General features: G+C 63.3%; 15 protein-coding genes and 1 pseudogene. 12 read left to right on the top strand and 4 right to left on the bottom strand.

All coding sequences use genetic code 11. The features are described from left to right. Positions 1–279 precede the first annotated feature (279 nt). On the bottom strand, positions 280–1,449 hold the full coding sequence (locus BLQ10_RS20485) for an MBL fold metallo-hydrolase (RefSeq protein WP_091564839.1): 1,170 nt from the start codon (positions 1,447–1,449) through the stop codon (positions 280–282). A 601-nt stretch (positions 1,450–2,050) separates the two neighbouring features. Here BLQ10_RS20485 and BLQ10_RS20480 point away from each other — a divergent pair. After that, positions 2,051–2,539, top strand: a complete 489-nt coding sequence (locus BLQ10_RS20480; protein ID WP_175558713.1) for a helix-turn-helix domain-containing protein — start codon at positions 2,051–2,053, stop codon at positions 2,537–2,539. Between the two features lie 38 nt (positions 2,540–2,577). Next, the gene (locus tag BLQ10_RS20475) at positions 2,578–3,390 is read left to right on the top strand and encodes an IS3 family transposase (protein WP_175558712.1); all 813 of its coding nucleotides are present in this window, start codon (positions 2,578–2,580) and stop codon (positions 3,388–3,390) included. 31 nt (positions 3,391–3,421) lie between these two features. Here BLQ10_RS20475 and BLQ10_RS20470 read toward each other — a convergent pair whose 3' ends face one another. Next, positions 3,422–3,919: a hypothetical protein gene (locus BLQ10_RS20470; protein ID WP_139164305.1), complete on the bottom strand. Its 498-nt coding sequence runs from the start codon at positions 3,917–3,919 to the stop codon at positions 3,422–3,424. 698 nt (positions 3,920–4,617) lie between these two features. On the opposite strand from BLQ10_RS20470, the gene BLQ10_RS20465 reads away from it, so the two are divergent. The 10 genes from BLQ10_RS20465 to BLQ10_RS20420 all read left to right on the top strand — a co-directional run bounded on the left by BLQ10_RS20465 (position 4,618) and on the right by BLQ10_RS20420 (position 17,810). Continuing rightward, the gene (locus tag BLQ10_RS20465; protein WP_091564835.1) at positions 4,618–6,669 is read left to right on the top strand and encodes a hydantoinase/oxoprolinase family protein; all 2,052 of its coding nucleotides are present in this window, start codon (positions 4,618–4,620) and stop codon (positions 6,667–6,669) included. Between the two features lie 10 nt (positions 6,670–6,679). Then, positions 6,680–8,353, top strand: coding sequence for a hydantoinase B/oxoprolinase family protein (locus BLQ10_RS20460; RefSeq protein ID WP_091564834.1), 1,674 nt, complete (start codon positions 6,680–6,682; stop codon positions 8,351–8,353). Between the two features lie 37 nt (positions 8,354–8,390). Further along, a complete protein-coding gene (locus BLQ10_RS20455; RefSeq protein ID WP_091564833.1) occupies positions 8,391–9,413 on the top strand; it encodes a sugar ABC transporter substrate-binding protein in 1,023 nt (340 codons plus the stop codon). A gap of 98 nt (positions 9,414–9,511) precedes the next feature. Then, positions 9,512–11,035 carry a sugar ABC transporter ATP-binding protein gene (locus tag BLQ10_RS20450; RefSeq protein WP_091564832.1) on the top strand — a complete coding sequence of 508 codons (1,524 nt, stop codon included), beginning with the start codon at positions 9,512–9,514 and terminating at the stop codon, positions 11,033–11,035. A gap of 8 nt (positions 11,036–11,043) precedes the next feature. Then, on the top strand, positions 11,044–12,027 hold the full coding sequence (locus tag BLQ10_RS20445; protein ID WP_091564831.1) for an ABC transporter permease: 984 nt from the start codon (positions 11,044–11,046) through the stop codon (positions 12,025–12,027). Positions 12,028–12,101: 74 nt separating this feature from the next. Further along, positions 12,102–13,421, top strand: a complete 1,320-nt coding sequence (locus BLQ10_RS20440; RefSeq protein WP_091564830.1) for a hydantoinase/oxoprolinase family protein — start codon at positions 12,102–12,104, stop codon at positions 13,419–13,421. Beyond that, positions 13,418–14,500 (top strand): DUF917 domain-containing protein, encoded by a 1,083-nt coding sequence (locus BLQ10_RS20435; protein WP_091564829.1) that lies wholly within the window; start codon positions 13,418–13,420, stop codon positions 14,498–14,500. The genes BLQ10_RS20440 and BLQ10_RS20435 overlap by 4 nt, the downstream gene beginning before the upstream one ends. Beyond that, the gene (locus tag BLQ10_RS20430) at positions 14,493–16,007 is read left to right on the top strand and encodes a PucR family transcriptional regulator (protein ID WP_091564828.1); all 1,515 of its coding nucleotides are present in this window, start codon (positions 14,493–14,495) and stop codon (positions 16,005–16,007) included. Before BLQ10_RS20435 ends, BLQ10_RS20430 begins: the two co-directional genes overlap by 8 nt. Before the next feature lie 19 nt (positions 16,008–16,026). Beyond that, positions 16,027–16,482, top strand: a complete 456-nt coding sequence (locus BLQ10_RS20425; protein WP_091564827.1) for a hypothetical protein — start codon at positions 16,027–16,029, stop codon at positions 16,480–16,482. A gap of 65 nt (positions 16,483–16,547) precedes the next feature. After that, a complete protein-coding gene (locus BLQ10_RS20420; protein WP_254785694.1) occupies positions 16,548–17,810 on the top strand; it encodes a metal-dependent hydrolase family protein in 1,263 nt (420 codons plus the stop codon). Positions 17,811–17,986: 176 nt separating this feature from the next. Here the strand turns inward: BLQ10_RS20420 and BLQ10_RS20415 are convergent. Next, positions 17,987–18,369, bottom strand: a pseudogene (locus tag BLQ10_RS20415) (Glu/Leu/Phe/Val dehydrogenase dimerization domain-containing protein); the annotation flags it as partial. A 302-nt stretch (positions 18,370–18,671) separates the two neighbouring features. Further along, positions 18,672–20,108: NAD-dependent succinate-semialdehyde dehydrogenase (locus BLQ10_RS20410; protein WP_139164304.1), on the bottom strand; the 1,437-nt coding region annotated here is incomplete at its 5' end.

Below are 20,108 nucleotides of genomic sequence, written 5' to 3'. Positions count from 1 at the left end.
TGGGCACCGGGAAAACCACAGCATCCGTACTGGGGGCTGTACTGGATTCACCCTGTCTGATCGGCCCTTGTTGTAAAGTACACGGTGCGGTGAATCCGGCGGTGATGAGCAGCGCTATCAGCCGGCTCTGGTTACTGTTGCGTTCGAGTTCGCTCGTGCGTGCATAAAAGCCTTGGATCCCCCGATTGCTGACCCCGATAACAGTCCGCCCTGTTCCTCAGACGACGCCTCGACTAAACCCCGGACGTTCACCCCCAAGCTGCATACGGCCAATTCGGGTCAGAGCGCTGGTCGTCGCTTTGTAAACTCAAGCTCATAGTGGGTGTTCCAACACCGATGGCTCTTATGCGGCTGAGCGGAATGGATCTTTTTCCACTGTGGCCCATGGTCAGGTCCCCCCTGCGCAATGCACCAACGGGAGCTTGGCATGCCCGGTGGGAAAGGATGAGTTCCATGGTGAGGCGCCAACATCACACCGAAATGTCTATCCTTAAGCGAGATGAGGGCCTCCCTGAGGGCTGGCCCTCCGATATCCCCAAAGCAGACTATCCCGCCAGTCTCGCTGGCAAGCACTAGCGACAGATCGTTGTTCGCACGCCTGATCCGTTTCAGGACTTTTTTGTATTCGTCGTGCCAGGCGAGCGGGAGGGATAGAAGCGCCGGCGGTGTTAGTTCGTCGTCCTGTTCAGACCAGCGTTCTCCTGCCGATTCGTAATCGTCATCGCCTCGCTCATCCTCGAAGGAGGATTCCAACTCGTTGTTTTTGGGTGCCGGTTGGCTGGAGTCGGCATCAACATCGTCGTTGATCTCCAAGTCCGCCAAGAATTCAGTTGCAAGCGATCCGAAGTCTAGGTTTCTCTGGAGCTCCGGGTAGCCGTCCTCTTTCAATCGCGCCGCGAGGTCCTCTACAGCTTCGACAGCCCCGTGGAGTCGTCTGCTGAAGCTCTTACCGATTTCTCGAGGTGGCCAAATCACCTCGAACTTTTCGCCCGCCAATTCGATTGGTTTACTCTCGGCTGTCAGAGGGCAAAGCGATAGGGTCTCACCGGTTCGCAGCAGATTCTTCAACGAATGATGAAGATCCAGGGCTGCTGATCCAGTACCACCAAGTCCTCCCAGCATGGCCAGGAGTCCAGTCGGTATGAGTTTTGGCATTCGGGGGTAGTACAGCGTTGAGGACGAGAGATCTTGCGGGACCTTGGAAAGTTTCGAAAGATACTTGAGACCGCCCCAGTGGTCCCAATCGAAGTGGCTGATAACGAAAGCCTCGACCATGGACAAGGTTCCCCCGAGCGAATCAAGAAGCATCTGGGCAGCATCTTCTGACTTGGCGCGTCGCACGCCGCAGTCGATCACTACGCTGGGGCCCGGCTCACGCTCAGGCCAGGGGCGAAGTACTGTGCAGGCGCCGTCCCCCACAGGAAGCACGTTAACCTTCGGAAAAGTCATACGTCGAGACTAGTGCCACTTCGATACAACTCAGCTCTGGACACGGCGAGCCCAGCGGGGCTCAAGGACAGAACTAGGTCTTTGAGCCGAAGCAGTAGTAACGGACGCGATGGTCGCGTATGCGGATCATCCGAACTGCTGGCCCTGCCTGTCCTACTACTCGAGGAATCCGGCGAACCTTCCTAACATGCTTCCAGGCCTCGGCCAGCGCCGCCAAAGCCGGAATAATATCGTCCGGCCCCGGGCGTCTTGGAACTTCGAGAGCAGCCCACCGGTGTCCGGCCCGTGCACTAGCGACGCCGTTGACGATGATCTTGCGGACACGAAGCCGGACCCCACCACCACGCCGGAGCCTGCGTGCTGGCGTTCAAAGGATGACTAAGTCCGGGGTGCCAGCCGCACTAGACGGCGCGGCATTCTCGCCAGGGACTAGGCAGAGCTGCCCTACGGCTAAGCTCGCGCGTCAAAGAATGTTGGGTAACCGTTGGACCCGGCCGCAAATGCCAGCATCCGAGGATGGTTCTCCGGGGACCAGTCGAAACTGAACTGCTCCCCGAAAGTTGGACTGAAAAATCCGTCCTTACTTTCGGGGAGCAGTTCTATGCAGGAAAGCAGTTCGTTATCTCAGGAACAGCGGGAGGCCGCGGTAGCGTTGTTCGAGATTGGTTGGGGCGCGAAGGCAGCGGCGACGAGATTAGGAGTCCGATCAAAAGCTGTCATCCGCATTCATGCCCTGTGGAGAGTTCGCGGAGGTACGGCGCTAGTGACCAAATCGACCCATCGGAAGTTCACGTTTGAGTTCAAACTCGATACGGTCCGTCGGTTCCTGGCCGGGGAGAGCCAGGTCGCTCTGGCGAAGGAGCTCCAACTCTCCTCGCCGGATCTGATCAAGAAGTGGGCGCGGATATACCGCAACGAAGGCGAGGACGGCTTGCGCCCGAAATCACCGGGCCGCCCGACCTCACTTCCTCAGCCGCCGGCAGAGCCCGAGTCGGAGCTGCAGCGGCTTCGCCGCGAGAACGAGCGGTTGCGGGCAGAGGTGGCCTTCCTGGGAAAAGTAAACGCCTTGAGGGACGAGGGACAGCGCTAAAAGTCCGCGCTGTCATCGCTCTCAAGGCTCAACACCGGTTGGAAGTTCTGTTGGACGTTGCCGGCCTGCCCCGGTCCACGTTCTTCTATCATCAAGCTCGGCTGCTGGCTCCTGACCCGCAAGCAGTTCTCAAAGCTGCGGTCACGGGCATCTTTGAGAAGAGCCACGCCCGGTACGGGCACCGCCGTGTCCATATCGAACTGGTCAAACAAGGCTGGACGGTCGCGAAGAAGACCGTGCTGAAGCTGATGGGTGTGCTGGGGCTGGTCTGCAAGGTCCGGCGGAAAAAGCGCTACAACTCCTACCAGGGCGAGCAGGGCGTTGTTGCCCCGAACCTTTTGAAACGCCAGTTCGAAGCGGATGCGCCGAATCAGAAATGGGTGACCGACGTGACCGAGTTCAGCGTCGGCGACAGGAAACTGTACCTCTCACCGGTCATGGACCTTTTCGACCGGCAGATCATCTCCTACGCCCTTGGCCTCTCACCCAACTTGGAACTGACCAACTCATCCCTGCGCGGTGCCCTGACCACCCTGGAGAACGGGCAGAAACCCCTCGTGCACTCCGACCAGGGATTCCAATACCAGCACACCTCCTGGCGCAAACTCCTGGAGAACGCCGGCGCCATTCAGTCGATGTCCCGCAAAGCCAACTGCTACGACAACGCCGTTATGGAGAACTTTTTCGGACATCTCAAAGAAGAGCTCTTCCACCGCGTCCGATTCCTCAACACCGATGCGCTGGCAACAGCACTGCACGAGGACATGCGCTGGTACAACACGGAAAGAATCTCCACCAAGCTCAACGGCCTAAGCCCAGTGCAATACCGTGCTCAGGCCCTCGCCGCGTAGGAACCGGGAGAGCAGGCCGTTCTTCCTCGTATTAGGAAGGTCCGACCCCGCTCACGTATCTGAAATTGCCGCCGAGTTCCTGAGCCAGTGCCCTCAAATCTTTGCCGCTTGGAGGCTCATTTAGTGCTTCGGACATGTCCACTACCATCCAGTTGCCGCCCTCAACAATGGTCAGCGGCTGCGCCGAATCGCTGTGTAGCTGGTGCTCGGCATTTTTGGCCTCTTCGGTCTTGAACCACACGACCTGGACGCGGTTTGCGCACACGAGGTATTCAGCCGTGAAACCTGCAAGGTCGGGATTGATGATGGGATCCGTCTTGGGCTTGTCATCGCAGCCGATTACCCTGGCAACAGCTTGACGGGCACTATCGAGGGAAGCGAATTCACTGTGTTGCAATGCGGCTGCGGTCTGCGTGGTTGTAGTTTGCTGCGGTGCAGCCGCAGGCTGCGAGTTGACCGCGCAACTTGAAAGCCCGACAACCACCCAAATTGCTGCTATGGGTGCCATGCCTTTGCGTGTGATCATCATTGATTCCCCATCCCCCCGGAGGTTATTTCAGTCATCCTTCCATACGACTGGCGAGGCGTACAGGTAACGAGGGCCTTAGGTAGTGCCATATGCGGGAAGGCCCCGTCCTATTGGGACGGGGCCTTCTGCAGGGCCGATCGCTGGCAGTTAAAGTTGAACGCAAACGTTAGCGAGTCCAACTTATGGGGACCAGTTCATTTGAGGTGCCGGCCCTTCGTCGTTTCTAGGTTCTCTTTCGTCGTCCGCTGCCGCGTCGTCTTCCCTGACCTTGCCCGCGGCGATGCGCTCGGCGGTGTTAGCGAACGCTGCCTCGATGTACGTCCTAGCGGCACTTTAGCCGGACTCAATGTGGCCAACCCCAGGATTCAGCGTGATCTCCGGTACTAGCGTTTGGTGGTAAGAAGTCGCCTTCAGCATGGTGTCCCCGCCAGCGCATTTCGCTGAGACGGTCCGGGCCGGCGGTGCTGCGCTAGGGCCCTTTCCATCAGGGCGAGCAATCTCTGCCAATCTTCCAGGCCCCGCGATGTTCAAATTTTTGGAACCAAAATGGCCGCCTAACGCGGGGTCATTCTGATGCCCCAGTGCACCTTGCCCGGTGGGGCCTGTCAGGATCGTGCAATTCGCACCCCGGCGCGCAGAGCCGTATGTATATCGTGATTTTCCACACAGCGGATCTAGCAGAGCCAGAGGAGATACACATGCCGAACTACAGGGTGTCGATGGACATCGGGGGAACGTTCACGGACATCGTGGCGTACGACCAGCAGTCCGGAACGTATGAGGCGACAAAAGCGTCCACCACGCCGGGTAACCTGAGCGCCGGTGTCATCGCCGGACTCGAATCGATTGTCACGGACCTGTCCGACATCGAGTTCCTGGTCCACGGCACGACCCAAGGATTGAACGCGTTCCTGGAACGCCGCGGCGTGCCGGTACTACTGCTGGCTACGGCCGGAGTTGAAGACACCTACCACATTGCCCGCGGCCCCCGTCTCGAGCTATATAACGCCCAGTACCGCAAGCCAGAGCCGCTGGTTGAGCGAAAAGATGTCATCGGCGTCGGAGGCCGGCTCGACGGCCAGTGCAACGAAATCCGCCCCCTCGATGAGGTGGCCGTCCGGCAGGCGGCCCGCCGGGCAGTGGACGAGGGATACGGCGCCGTTGCCGTCGCTTTCCTCTTCAGCTACAAGAACCCCACGCACGAACTCCGCGCCCGCGAGATCCTGCTCGAGGAACTGGGTGAGGACTTTACCGTCTCCCTGTCACACGAAGCAGCCAAGGAATGGCGCGAATACGAGCGCACCTCGTCGGCCGTCGTCGAGGCCTACACCGGCCCGGTGGTCCGCAACTACCTGCTGGATCTGGAAGAGAAACTAGCGGACCGCGGCGTAGAAGCCCCGCTTCACATCATGCAGTCCTCCGGCGGCGTCCTCACGGCCGAGTCGGCCCGCAAGCGGCCACTGCAGACCCTGCTCTCCGGCCCCGTCGGCGGGGCAATGGGTGACGTCGAACTGGCCGGCGTCTCCGGCAACCGCAACCTAATCGGCGTGGATATGGGGGGGACCTCCTTCGACGTCTCCCTGGTCGTTGACGGCAAGCCCGACGTCTCCACAGAGGCGCACCTTGAAGGCCTACCGATGCTCATGAGCGTCGTCAACATCCACACCGTGGGCGCCGGCGGCGGCTCCGTGGCCTGGCTCGAAGCCGGCGGGCTCCGTGTCGGCCCGCGCTCGGCCGGAGCCACGCCGGGGCCGGCCTGTTACGGCCGCGGCGGCACCGAGCCTACCGTTACCGATGCCAACCTCGTACTGGGCCGTGTCGACCCCGACTGGTTTGCCGGTGGCCAGGTCGCTTTGGACCGGGAGGCGGCCATCACCGCGCTGAAGACGGTGGGCGACCAGCTTGGTCTGGACCCCATCGCCATGGCCGAAGGCATCTGTGATGTCGCCAACTCTCAGATGGCGCAGGCCATCCGCACCATCACCATCTCCCGCGGTATCGAACCCCGCGACTTCGCCCTTGTGGCCTTTGGCGGCGCCGGCCCCATGCACGCTGTTTTTCTTGCCAAGGAACTGGGCATCCCGGAAACCGTCGTTCCCCGGTTCCCCGGCGCATTCTCGGCCTGGGGGATGCTGCAAACCAACATCCGCAGGGACTTTTCCGAGCCGTATTTCTACCTTGACGAGGACATCGATCCGGCGGACATGGCCCGCGTCCTGCGGTCCATGGAAGTCGAAGGACTGCGTTCGTTGGTCTCGGAAGGCGTTCCGGAGGAAAGCCGCCGCACCACCGCCTCGGTGGACGTCCGCTACCAGTCGCAGGAATTCTCGCTGAACGTGCCGCTGATCTCTGCCGACGAACCGGAATCCCCCGACTTTGTCGCCAACCTCGCGGTCCGCTTCTCGGCCATGTACCACGAACGCTACGGTCACTCCAACCTCGGCGCGCCCATCGAGATCGTCGCGCTGCGGACGCAGGCCGTCGGGGACCTGGGCCGGCTGGAAGCGCCGCTCTTCGCCCCGGCGGTGAGCTCCGAATTCAAGCACGAAGTCCGCCGTGTGGTCTTCGACCACGTCGAACACGACACCACTGTGGTCCGTCGGGACGACCTGGCCGCCGGCCACAAGTTCGAAGGTCCGGCCATCATCGTGGAGCAGACCGCCACGACCGTGGTGCCGCCAGGGTTCGACGTCACCGTCGACGAATTCGGCTCACTGGTCATTCGCACCCAAGACGTCGAAGGAAACTGAGGTACCGATCATGACAATCGAAGCAGTCAAAACCCTTGATCCCGTGACCGTGGAAATCATCCGCAACGCGCTGACCAGCGCCGCGGATGATATGAACGCCACCCTGATCCGCTCGGCCTATTCCCCCATCCTCTACGAAGGCGGGGACTGTGTGGTGGCCCTCCTGGACACCGAACACCGGGTGCTCGGACAGTCCGCCGGCCTGCCCCTGTTCCTGGGCAACCTGGAAACCTGCTCCATTGCGGTGGAGGAGCTCTACGGCCGGGAGGTCTGGAAGGAGGGCGACGTCTGGATCCTCAATGATTCCTACCTGGGCGGAACCCACCTGAACGACGTCACCATTTTCGCTCCGATTTTCGACGCCGGCGCGGTAGTCGGCTTCGCCGCTACCCGTGCGCACTGGATGGACATGGGATCCAAGGACGTAGGCGGCTCCATGGATGCCACCGACATCTTCCAGGAAGGCTTCCGCATGGGCCCGGTCAAGCTGATTGAGGCGGGTGTCGAAACGTCCGTCGTGGACCTGATCCGCACCAATGTGCGCTTTCCCTACCAGACCATCGGAGACATGCACGCGATGATCGCCGCCCTTCGGATGGGGACCACCCGGATGAAGGAGCTCGTGGGCCGATACGGCATGGACCAGTTGGACGCAGCCCGTGACGAAATCTTCCGCCAGACCGAAGAAATCGAGCGCGAAACGGTCCGCGCCATCCCCGACGGCGTCTACGAAGCGGAGGGAGTGCTGGACAACGACGGGATCAATCTGGAATCCCCCATTCCCATCAAGCTGAGGATCACCGTGGACGGCGACACCGTCGACTTCGACGTCACCGAATCGGCGGACCAGACTATGGGACCCGTCAACTGCGGCGCGGCGCAGGCCGTCTCGGCCCTGCGGGTGGGCTACAAGCTGCTGATCAGCCCGGACTCCAACTCCAACGGTGGGTCCTTCCGGCCCATGACCACGCAGGTGCGCTCCGGCTCCGTTCTTGGCGCCGTCGCACCGGCCCCCTGCCAGTGGTACTTTTCCCACCTTGGCCTGCTGATCGACCTCGTTTCCAAGGCCATGGCCCCCGCCATGCCCGAACGCGTTGCAAGCGCCAGCCACGGTGACTCGATGATCATCACGGCGGCCGGCTTCGACCCCCGCTTCGGTCGGAACTTCGTCAGCATGGAGGCCACCCTCGGCGGCTGGGGCGCATGGCAGGGCACCGACGGCGAGTCCGCCATGATCAACAACGTCAACGGCTCCCTAAAGGACCTGCCCATCGAGATGATGGAAACCCGCTACCCGCTCCGCATCAACGAGTACTCCATCCGCCCCAACTCGGGCGGCCCCGGCCAGTGGCGTGGCGGCAACGGCGTGGTGCGTGAATACGAGTTCCTGGCCGACTGCGTCGTCGGGCTGTGGTTCGAAAGGTCAAAGACCCCGGCTTGGGGCCTCTTCGGCGGATCGGATGCGCAGGGCCCCGAAGTTGTCATCAACCCCGGCCGTAGCGATGAAGTCCGCACCTTGAAGGCCAATGCCCGGAAGATCAAGGCTGGCGACATAGTTCGCCTCGCCGTCGGAGGCGGTGGCGGCTTCGGAGATGTCTCCGAGCGCTCCCGCGAGGACATCGCGTACGACATCGTCAACGGTTTCATCACCGAGGACTTTGCCAGGACGCACTACGGATACTAAGCACCCGCCACCAGATTCCCAACAAAAAGGACTGCCCGTGAAATACCTCAAGCGATCAGCCACAGCTATCACTCTCGTGAGCCTCGCCCTGCTCACTTCAGGCTGCACCCCGCCCACGCAGGCCGCCTCAGGACCAACCTCCGCCGCCGATGCCAGCGAGCAACTCAAGGTCGGGTTCTTCGGTTTCGCCAAATCCAATGGCTTCGCCCAGGGGACCTTCCTCGGCGTCGAGCAGGCGGCGAAGGCCAACAATGCCACCGCCACCTTTGTTGACCCCAACTTCAACGCACAGACCCAGGTCCAACAGATCCAGGACGCCGTCACCTCCAAGCAGTTCGAGGTGATCGTCGTCCAGGCCAACGACAACCAGGCGCTCATTGCGCCCCTGCAGCAGGCCGTACAGGCCGGCATCACGGTCGTTGTGGAGTTCTCGGTCATCGGACCGAAGTTCGACACAGTCGAGCCGCAGATTCCTGGTGCCATCAGCATCGTCGACCTCCCGACCAGCAACGGAAAAGTCCTGGGCGAGATGGGCAAGGAGGCCTGCGCCACCGTTCCCGGAGACACCTGCAAGGTTGCCTACCTGGAGGGATTCAAATCCCTCCCGCTGGACAACGCCCGAACCGACGCCGTGAAGGCGGAGCTGGCCACGGACCCCAGGATCAAGCTCGTTGCCAGTGTGGAAGGCGGCTACACGCAAGACAGCGGTCGGCAAGCGTTCCAGAACGTTTCCCAAGCCAACCCCGATGTCGACGTCGTCATCGGCGCATCCCAGGCGATCACCGGGGCGGCGGCCGCGGCGGGCAATAGCGACATTAAGTTCATCGGCAATGGCGCGTCCAAATCGAACGTCGAGGCCGTCCGGTCCGGCAAATGGTTTTCCATCTACGTGAGCGACGTCGTGGCCAATGGTGCGAAGGCCACCGAACTCGGCCTCGCCAAGGCCCGGGGAGAGCAGGCCGAGACGGCAGTGGACGAGGCGGCCCTGGCACCGAACCGGGCCAAGGGAACCAAGCAGGCGCTGGACGCCGCGAACTACGTCTCGAAGTACTCCGACTAGGCCCTGCCTGGCACCACCATGGGACCCCGGGCCGGATCGCTCCCCATCCGGCCCGGGAAACCCCGCACGAAAGTCCCCTTCCATCCCCGGAGGTCACGATGGCTACACAGCAGTTGGAAACACCAGAGCACGTCCGTGCGGACAGGGCCCCGGAGATCACAGTCTCCGGAATCGGCAAGCGGTACGGTTCCAGCACCGTCTTGCACGACGTCACACTGTCCGTTGCCCCCGGGGAAATCCACGGGATCATGGGAGAAAACGGCGCCGGGAAGAGCACGCTGCTGAAAATCCTTGGGGGGGCCATCGTGGCCGATGCCGGCACCGTGTCACTGAATGGGCGCCCGGTCAGGATCACCGCACCGCGGGACTCGATCTCCCACGGCATTTCCTTGATCTCCCAGGAACTGGCGCTCATTCCGGGGCTCTCAGTGCTGGAAAATGTCTTTCTGGGCCGGTGGTCCAACACGGCCAGCCTCCTTCGTTCCCGGAAGGACGCCGCCCACTTTGCCCGGCTGCTGGACGAGACAGGTTTTGACCTGGACCCGCGGGCAATCGTCGGGACCCTGCCCATCGGCCAGGCGCAGCAGGTGGAAATCCTTAAAGCCCTGGCCCGCGGAGCCAAGGTGCTGTGCATGGACGAGCCCACGGCCGTCCTGAACGAAGCAGATAAAGCGCAACTGCTGCAGGTAATCAGGAACCTGGCCCGCACCGGCACCACGGTCATCCTGGTTTCCCACTACCTGGAAGAGGTTCTGGGACTCGTTGACCGGGTGACGGTCCTGCGCGACGGGCGGCACATCGTCACCGAAGACGCGACGGGACACACGCCTGAATCGCTTGTCGGCTTGATGGTGGGCCGGGAAATCGACTTCCTCATCCCCGAAATCCCCCCGGTCCCGGCCGGCGCCAAGACAGTATTCGAGGCAGTCGGCCTGACCAGTACGAAGGTCAAGGACATCTCGTTCACGGTACGAGCCGGCGAAATCCTCGGCCTTGCCGGTCTGGTGGGCAGCGGCCGCAGTGAGACCCTGTTGGCCGCCTTCGGTGCCGACCGGGTTACCGCCGGCTACGTGGAGATCAACGGACGCCGTACCCGGCCCAATTCCATCCGGGACGCGATCGCCGCCGGTATCGCGCTCGTCCCGGAGTCGCGGAAAGAGCAGGGCCTCGTCATGTCCCGGCCGGCCCCCGAGAACATCGCCCTTGCTACGCTCTCAGACCGGTCGCTGTTCGGCTTCGTCCGAATCGGTCGGGAAAAGGCCGTAGTTTCCAGTATCAGCCAGTCCGTTGATATCCGTGGCGTACGTCAAGGGCCCATTGCGGACCTCTCCGGAGGCAACCAACAGAAGGCGCTCTTTGCCAAATGGCTGCTCAGCCCTCCGGCGGTGCTGATGGTGGATGAGCCGACCCGCGGCGTCGATATTGCCGCCAAGGCGCTCATTCACGGCCTGATTGTCGAACTCGCAGCAAAGGGGACGGCCGTGATCGTCGTGAGCTCCGAGCTGGAGGAAGTCATCGGCCTCTCCCACCGTATCCATGTCATGAGGCAAGGCCGCATCGTCGCCGAATTCGACCGGAATGCCTCCCGCGATGAAGTCATGACTTCCGCTTTTCTGAAATAGGTGAATCAATGACCACAGCTTCCGTTGCCGTGTCCAAACCGGCAGAGAAAAAATTCAAGATTAACATCAAGGACTTCGGGATCCTTTTCGGCCTCATCGCCATCATGCTGTTCCTGACCCTGAACACCGGGACGTTCCTCACCGGCCGAAATTTCATCAATCTCTTCGACCAGGCGGCCATCGTGGGCCTGCTCGCCGCGGCCGCCACTTTGTGCATCATCAGCGGTGTATTCGACCTGTCCTCGACGGCCACCCTGGCCGTTTCGGCCATTGCGGGCGTCATGATCACGCAGCACTTTGGTGTGGCGGCCGGATTCATCGGGGCCCTGCTGATCGGTGCAGCGTTGGGAACCGTCACCGGCCTGACCGTGGTGGGCACGAAGGTCAACTCGTTCATAGGCACACTCGCGGTCAGCATTATTTACCGAGGGCTGGCCATCGTGATCACGGGCGGCGCAATCGTCGCACCGTTCCCCGAGCAGCTTTTTGCCTTCCAGACTTGGACCTGGCCCAGCCTCTTCGGCCTCACTGCGGGCTCAGTCCTGATGCTTGCCATGACGGCTGTGCTGGGCATCGTTTTGTGGCGAACCACTTTCGGACGCCGGATCTATGCGGTGGGCGGCAACCTGGAGGCGGCACGGCTGAGCGGTATCCGTACCGGCACCATCCACGTTGCCGTCTATGCCATCAGTGGCCTTTGCTCCGCGATGGCCGGCATGATCCTGGCTTCCCGTGCCGGTTCCGCCCAGCCCGCCATGGCGATCGGCGTGGAACTCACTGCCATTGCCGCAGTGGTGATCGGTGGCACCAGCATCCTCGGCGGACAGGGCGCAATGTGGCGTGCGTTCGCAGGGGTCATGATCCTGACGGTCATCAGCAACGGCTTCAACCTGCTGCACTGGGACACCACATACCAGCAGGTGGTCACCGGGGTCCTCATCCTGGTGGCGGTCGCCGCCGACGGATTGTTCTTCCGCAAAGCGCCCAGATGACGGCCCATAGTGGACGCTATATACATGAAACCGATTCAGCGGCCGGTAGGCGGCGTTCAGCAGGAAGTTGAAGGATGCGGATAGGACTGCGGCTGCAGGAAACCAGTTGCCGGAGCCTGGTGCTGGACGGCCGGAACATCGTCTCGGCGGCCCGCGAGATCCACGCCGACAGCTTGGCAGAGGCGCTGGACTCGGCGCTGTCCGGGATCCGTCGTGAGTTCGGGTCCGGCATCACGGACATCACCGCCGACGTCGGACGTGTCCTGGCGTCCCGGAAGCTGGCCAACGTCGTCGCTGTCCGCATTTCGCCCCGCCCGCCGGCGGATGCGTTCCACGTAGCTGGGCTGCCAGCACTTGTCGAACCGGCGGTCAGCCGGACCGTGCATGTCTGCGGCGGCCACGATATGCGCGGCCGGCCTTTGGCTCCCCTGGACCTCGAGGCCTTCCTGACGGCGCTTCCCGGCATACTGTCCGGGGACGTGCGGAACGTTGCCATTACCTCCGTCGGATCAACAGCGTCGATGGATCACGAGACCCGCATTGCTGACGCCATCCTTTCCAATGACAGCGAGATGCGGATCAGCATCTCCAGCGATTTCTTTTCCAGCATATTTCGGGACCGCGACTACACGGCGATCCTGAACAGCGCGCTCATGGAGACGGGTGAAGAGCTGGCGGCAAACCTGGAGGCGGCTGGCCGGCGCCATTTTCCGGCAGCTACCCTGTCCTTCGCCAGGAACGACGGCGGCCGGGCGCCCCTTGCGCGGCTGGCGATGATGCCCGTTCACGGGCTCCGGCCCGAACCGGCCATGGCAATCCTCGGTGCGGCCACTCTTGCCGGTGTCCCCGACGGCGAAGTTATTCTCTGCGCCGACTCCGGTGTCAGCGTGGGCTACACCCGGCGGGGCCTTCCTGCTGCAAACAGCCTTATCCGTCAAGGGTATGAGGCGAGCCTGGCCAGCAACGCTGCAGTTGTCGGCTCCTACACTGCCAACCACCTGACCCGCCCGGACGTCCCCTCAGTCGTAGCTGATCTTCGTACAGATCAGAAGACCCCGCCTCCGTTCGGGCTTATTGCTACCCTGCCCTCTACCCACGACGTCGCGCTTGTAGGTTCTGCCGCAGCGCCCCTTACTTCGTGGATCGACAGACTCGAGACGGTCAGCGGACGCGCCGACCTGAAAGCCGTGCAGCATCGGGCCGAGGAGGACGCCCAGTCGGCGGCCGTGCAGCTGGGTGCCAACCCGGGGCAAACCCGCATCATTGAATCGAACGTCTTTGCCATGCCTTACGGGAATCCGGGAATCGTCAGAATCCGCGTGCAGGCCGCTGGGGAGACTTCCAGTAACAACGAGCGGTTTCTGGCAACAGAACCACGAGGTGCCACACCATGAGCACTCAACTCACGAGGGACGATGTCCGACACCTCCGGACAGGAGCGCACTTTCTGGCCTGCGCCATCGACCCGACGGCCATCCACGTCTACACGGACATGATTCTGCAGGCCATGGAGCACCAGTCCTTGGAGCTCACAACCGTCGACGAGCTCGCCTCTGACGACCTGGTCGTAGCGGTCGGAATGGTGACACAGGGCCTGTTCATAGCCGACATGCCTCCGGTCGGGGATGAGTTCCTCGGCTGCATCAATGCCATGGAAGCCAGCCTCGGCCGGAGGGTCCGGGCAATCTATCCACTCGCTGCTGCCAACATCAACGGAATGATTCCGCTCATGGTCGGGCTGCAGTCCTCGCTGCCCGTGATCGATTCGGACCCGATGGGCCGGGTCTTTCCCCTTATCAGCCAAACGACCCTGAGCATCGGCCAGGTCCCCATCAGCCCAATCGCCATGATGGGAGTCACGGGAGAACACGCGCTCGTGGAGGCAAATAGTCCGCAACGTGCCGAGACGCTAGTACGCGCGCTCGTTACCGAACTAGGCGGCTGGGCCGCTACCGCCATGTATCCATGCAGCGCCGCACAGCTAAAGGAACACGGCGTCCACGGCTCCGTCAGCCGGATGATCCGGATAGGCCAGATCCAGGACTCGGAAACGTCGGTGGAGAGAAAGTTCCTGATGCTTGCGGAACTGTTGGACGCCACGCGCGTCGCCCGCGCCCGCGTGAGCCATATCGAAGGCCTTTCCCGTCCCACCGACCTCGGGCTGCCTGCACAACCGTCAAGCGTGACACTTGAAGACGAAAGCACCGGCCAGATCATTCGGCTGGAGATCCAGAACGAGATTCTGCTGGTCTTGGTTGACGGGGCGATCGCGGCAGCGGTCCCCGACATGGTGACGCTGCTGAACTCCGAGCACGGCACGGTGGTTACCCTCGACGACGTGCGTGTGGGCAACGTCGTGGACGTCCTGACGTACCCCGCCGCAGCCCAATGGTACTCGCATGCAGGACTTGACCTCACAGAACCAAAGGCTTTTGGCATTCCCCTCCGGCACCCAAGGCGGAGCCATGCATAGGGCGAAAAGCATCACCCGACTGGACGTTGCCGGGCTCCTGGCCCATGGATCCCTCCGAGGCACGACGCCGTTATATCTCACGCCCTCCAGCGCGACAATAGAAAATGTGGTTCTGGTCTCACAGCTTGAGGCTATCCAGCGCGTGCGGCCCAACACGGTCGTCGTCCTCTCCCCCGAAATGGGGGCCGGCGGCTGGCTGGTATCAGCGGCGCTACGGCACGCATGGGAGCGACGGGCCAGCGCAGTCGTCGTTGCCGAAAGCACCTACTCCACTGCCGTGATCGGCCTGGCCGAGCGGCTTGGCATCACGCTGCTGGCCGCCGACGAGGACCCGGCCGGCGTCGCTTTGGCAATGGCGGCTGAAATCGGTGCCGCCTTGTCCGTTGTTGACGCAGAGCTGGCCCGCTTCGCGCGCGCGGTCGCAAAGGACACCTCCCTTGGGGACGTGCTTAGAACCATTTCCAACGAACTGGACGGGGTGGGCATTTCGGTGGAGTACGACGGCGTTGTCTTGGCCTCCGCCGGGATGGCCCTCCGGGAGGCGGCCGAAGTCATCACAGTGGACATACGCCGCGGCAACAGCGCCATTCGCTCCACTCTGACAGCCCGCGTTCCCGCGTCCGGTGTCCACAACCTGCAGCTTGTTCGTTCTATCCTCGAGGTCGCTAGCCCTTCGGTGAAAGCTGCGTGGCTGTTAGGCGACTTCCTCGAGGCCTCGCGCGCCGTCCCTACAGCGGCACTCACCGGACTGGACCTACACCCCGGTTCCCCCGGAAGCGCCTTCGTAGACGAACACCGGCACCTGCTGACCCAGCTGGGTTGGCGGCCGGAGGATAAGTACGTGGCCCTGTGGATCAGGAGCCGAGCTCCGCACGACCCTCGCTCAGAGCTTACGGCCGTGCTGCGCCTGCTCTGGCGGAAGGCGGGAACACGCAGCCCGCTGGCCGAGGTCAACGGTGGCTGGCTTGCACTCGTTCCAGTCCAACACGGAGACGCCGCGGCTCAGCTGGAAGGCCGGATCAGGACACGGCTCGCGGAGGCTCTTGCCGAGCTTGGGCTGGTTGCCGGGCTGTCGGCCTGGCATGAAGATCCACCCGTAGTTGCAGCCATCGTGCGAGAGGCTCACCTGGCTGCTGAATCCGCGTGGCCAGCAGGGCCAGGCACCGTCCTGTCCTTCGCCAACCTCGGCGTCGCGGCGGCAACCACTTTCGTCGCCCCGGACGCCGTCACCCTCGTGGCCGAGCTTGCACTCCCTCGGCTGATGGCCTGCGCCGACCGGGACGTGATTCTTGCGGCGGTGGCCGCCTTCCTGGACCATCACGGATCTGTCAGTCTCGCAGCGAGAGCACTCGACGTGCACCGGAACACCCTCCAGATCAGGCTCAACCGGGCCCGTGAGTTAGGTGTACCGCTCGACAGCCCAGCCGAGCTGCTGTCTGTCCATCTGATCGTCAACGTCCTGCGAGGGGCGGTACAGGGCACACCAAATTCCAAAGACACACCCTAGAAACCAGAAAGGACTCCCCATGAGTTCACAGTTTGATTCCTTTGACGAGGTCTACGCCTCAGCACGGGACACCGTCGGTGTTCGACTCTTCACCGCCTCCGTCATCGCCGACGCAGGCACCAGCATGGCACGCATCTACACCACCCACCCCGAGGTCTACCCCGTGGGGGGCAAGAAAACGCTCGCCGGGGACACCAACCCGGTGTGGCTGGAGCAGGTCCTCAAGGGACAGCAGGCATTCCTCGGTGCTGACACTGACGCTGTCCGGGCCTTCTTCTTCGACTCGGCAACCATTGAATCCCTCGGCTGCGGGGCAATCGTCAACGTTCCGGTGGTGAGCCACGGCGAGACCATCGGATCAATGAACTTCCTCGCACCCGAGGGCAGCTATGACCAGAAGTCGGTGGACGCTGCCACGAGGATCGCGGAGCGCTCCGTTCAGCTGCTCGAAAAAGCACTCGCTGCTACCAACTAGTGCCGTCGCGGTCGGGCGCCGGTTCGGGGCCCGACCGCGAAGGTCAACAGGAAGGAAACCCCCACGTGACAATCCACGCCGCAGGGACCCTCACTATTCAAAACGCCCTGATTTTCGACGGCGAGTCCCCGGACCTGTTCGAGGGCTCCATCACCGTCCGGGAAGGCCGGATCACCACCGTGGGCCAAGACGCCGAACCGGCCGGCACCGTCGTGGACGCCGGCGGCCGGACAGTGATTCCCGGGCTTATCGACGCCCACTTCCACGCCTACGCTCTCAGCCTGACTTCGGTCAAGAACGAGACAGGGCCACTGAGCTATTCCGCCCTGGCCGGCGCGCGTCGCCTCGAGGCAGCCCTTGTCCGCGGTTTCACTTCTGTTCGCGACGTGGCCGGCGGTGACATCGGCCTTGCCAATGCCATCGAGGAGGGCCTGTACCCCGGTCCGCGCTACTTCTTCACCGGTCCGGCACTGAGCCAAACCGGAGGCCACGGCGATATCCGCGCCGCGAACGACGCGAGCTGCTTCCACGGCGGCCACATGTGCGAAGTGGTGGACGGCGCCGATGACCTGCTGCGGGCGGTACGCCACCGGTTCCGCACCGGCGCAACCGCAATCAAGCTCATGACGTCCGGAGGAGTCATTTCACCCGTCGACCCGATACGGGTCCCCCAGTACAGCGCGGCGGAAATCCGCGTTGTGACCGATGAGGCTTCCCGTCGGGGCAGCTACGCTACCGCGCACGCCTATTCGCCGGAGGCCATCCGCCATTCGGTGCTCAACGGAGTCCGCTGCATCGAACACGGCAACCTGCTCGATACCGCCACCGCCCAGCTGATGGCAGACAATGACGTCTACCTCGTCCCCACACTGGTGACCTACGATGCGATGGACCGGCGCGGTGTAGAAATCGGCCTCACTCAGGCGGGGGCGGCCAAGAACTTGGAAGTCCTCCGAGCTGGCAGGAACGCAGTCGGGCTGGCGCGGGACGCCGGGGTCCGGATCGGATTCGGGACAGACCTCATGGGCGAACTGGAGGACGAGCAGCTGGCCGGGCTCCGCCTGCAATGCGAAGTGCTCGGAGCGTACGAATCCCTCCGATCGGCGACGTCTACGAACGCTGCCCTGCTGCGACGTGATGACTTGGGACGGATAGGAGAAGGTGCTTGTGCCGACCTCATAGTGCTCGACGGAAATCCGTTCGAGGAACCCTCAATCCTCTGGAACGAGAGCCGACCCCGCACCGTCATCAAGGACGGTCACATCGTTGCCGCAGGGGATATGACCTTCACTTCGCCTCAGGATATGCATCCTGCTCCCGGCAGATGAAGAATATGGCGAATACCCGGAAGTCAACTAGAAGGCGACGAATGGGGGTGCGACGACCGGCGTGGCCCTCGCCTGTTCCGATTCCTGAGACGCCGAATCGTCGAGCAGTCCGTTGCGGACCAGCCGTGCGGCCGCGTCTCCGTCGAGCTCGTTCTGCGTGGCGCACGGGAGAGGCAGCGGGTCTTGAGCATTTCCTCGGCAAAGATCACGGCGCCGTAGCGCGTGGCTTCGGGCGCACTAGGGAACCGCCCCAGGAGATGCCCTTGCCGGTGAGGACGCCGGATTCGTAGCGGTTGGTGATCCGCTTGTACTGGCCGAAGAGGTAGCCGGTTTCGCGGCCGCCGACGCCAAACTCCCGGGCCCGGACGTCCGTGGACTGGCCGATGTGGCGGTACAGCTCGGTCATGAAGGAATGGCAGAAGCGCATGATCTCGGCGTCGGAGCGCCCGTGGGGGTCGAAATCGGAGCCGCCCTCGCAGCCCCCGAACGGCATTCCGGTCAGGGCATTTTTGAAAATCTGCTCGAAGCCGAGGGATTTCACGATGCCGAGGTTCACCGAGGACGAGTTCTCTGTGGACCTGGTGCAGCTGTGAAAACAGCAAATGCCCATTGTCTGCCGCAACCTGACTAAGGGACCTAGACCGCGGCCTGTCAGGGACTGAGGTGTGCACCAAGGCGGGGAAGTCCGTCACTACCCGAGTCCGTGAGTGCTGTACGGCCGATAGCGGATATTACGGCAAGCTAGGTGCCGAAGGGTCCATTGTCCGCGCTCCGGGACCAGACAGTGCACGCAACAAAGGGCCTCCCATGTTGCGAGGACGGGAGGCCCCTTGCGGTGTTGGTGTATGTCGGCCGCCGCGGTTAGCCGGCGTAGGGGTCGGCGATGCCGATGTACTGGGTGTAGAGGTATTCCTCGATGCCCTCGAGGCCGCCTTCGCGGCCCAGGCCGGACTGCTTGACGCCGCCGAACGGGGCGGCGGCGTTGGAGACGACGCCTGCGTTCAGGCCCAGCATGCCGGTCTCCAGGCGTTCGCCCATCCGGATGCCGCGGTTCAGGTCCCGGGTGAAGACGTAGGCCACCAGCCCGTATTCGGTGTTGTTCGCGAGCCGGATGGCCTCGTCCTCGGTGCCGAAGGTGATGATCGGGGCGACGGGTCCGAAGATTTCCTCGGACAGGATCCGGGTGCCCTCGGTGACGCCGGTGAGGATGGTGGGCTGGTAGAAGTAGCCCGGGCCCTCCACCGCGGAGCCGCCGGTCACCGCGACCGCGCCGGCGGCGACGGCGTCAGTGACGAGCTCGTGGACCTTGTCCCGGCTCTTGGCATCGATCAGCGGGCCCACCTTGGACCCGGCCTCGGTCCCGCGGGCGGTCGTCATGCCCTTCATCTTCGCGGCGAACTTCTCCGCGAACTCCCCGGCGACGGACTCGTGCACGATGAACCGGTTCGCCGCGGTGCAGGCCTCGCCCATGTTCCGCAGCTTCGCCAGCATCGCCCCGGCCACGGCGGCATCGACGTCGGCGTCCTCGAACACCACGAACGGGGCGTTCCCGCCGAGCTCCATCGAGGTCCGCAGCACGGTCTCGGAGGCGTCCGCGAGCAGCCGGCGGCCGACCTCGGTGGAACCGGTGAAGGACAGCTTCCGCAGCCGCTGATCCTTGATCAGCGGACCGGTCGTGGCGCCGGCGGTGGAGGTCGGGATGACGTTCAGGACACCGGCGGGCAGCCCGGCCTCGACCATCACGGCCGCGAACAGCTGGGAGGTCAGCGGGGTCAGGTTCGCGGACTTCAGCACCATGGTGCAGCCGGCCGCGACCGCGGGGGCGATCTTGCGGGTCGCCATCGCGAGCGGGAAGTTCCACGGCGTGATCAACAGGCACGGGCCCACCGGCTTCTTGGTCACCAGCAGCCGGGACTTCCCGTCCGGGGACACCGAGTACCGGCCGAAGGCGCGCACGGCCTCCTCGGAGAACCAGCGCAGGAACTCCGCACCATAGGTGACCTCGCCGCGGGCCTCGGCCAACGGCTTGCCCATCTCCAAAGTCATCAGCAGCGCGAAGTCCTCCGCGCGGGCCGTGACCATCTCGAAGGCCCGGCGCAGGATCTCGCCGCGCTCCCGGGGCGGGACCTTCGCCCAGGACTCCTGCGCGGCCGCGGCCGCGTCCAGGGCGGCGGCGCCGTCTTCGGGACCGGCGTCGGCGATGCTGAGCAGGACCTTTCCGGTGGCCGGGTCCTCGACGTCGAAGGTCTTGCCGGAAGCGGCCGGACGCCACTCACCGTTGATCAGCAGGCCCGTCGG

The sequence above is a fragment of the Arthrobacter sp. ok362 genome (assembly GCF_900102785.1).
Classification (GTDB): domain Bacteria; phylum Actinomycetota; class Actinomycetes; order Actinomycetales; family Micrococcaceae; genus Arthrobacter.
This window is presented reverse-complemented; position numbering and strand designations above follow the sequence as displayed.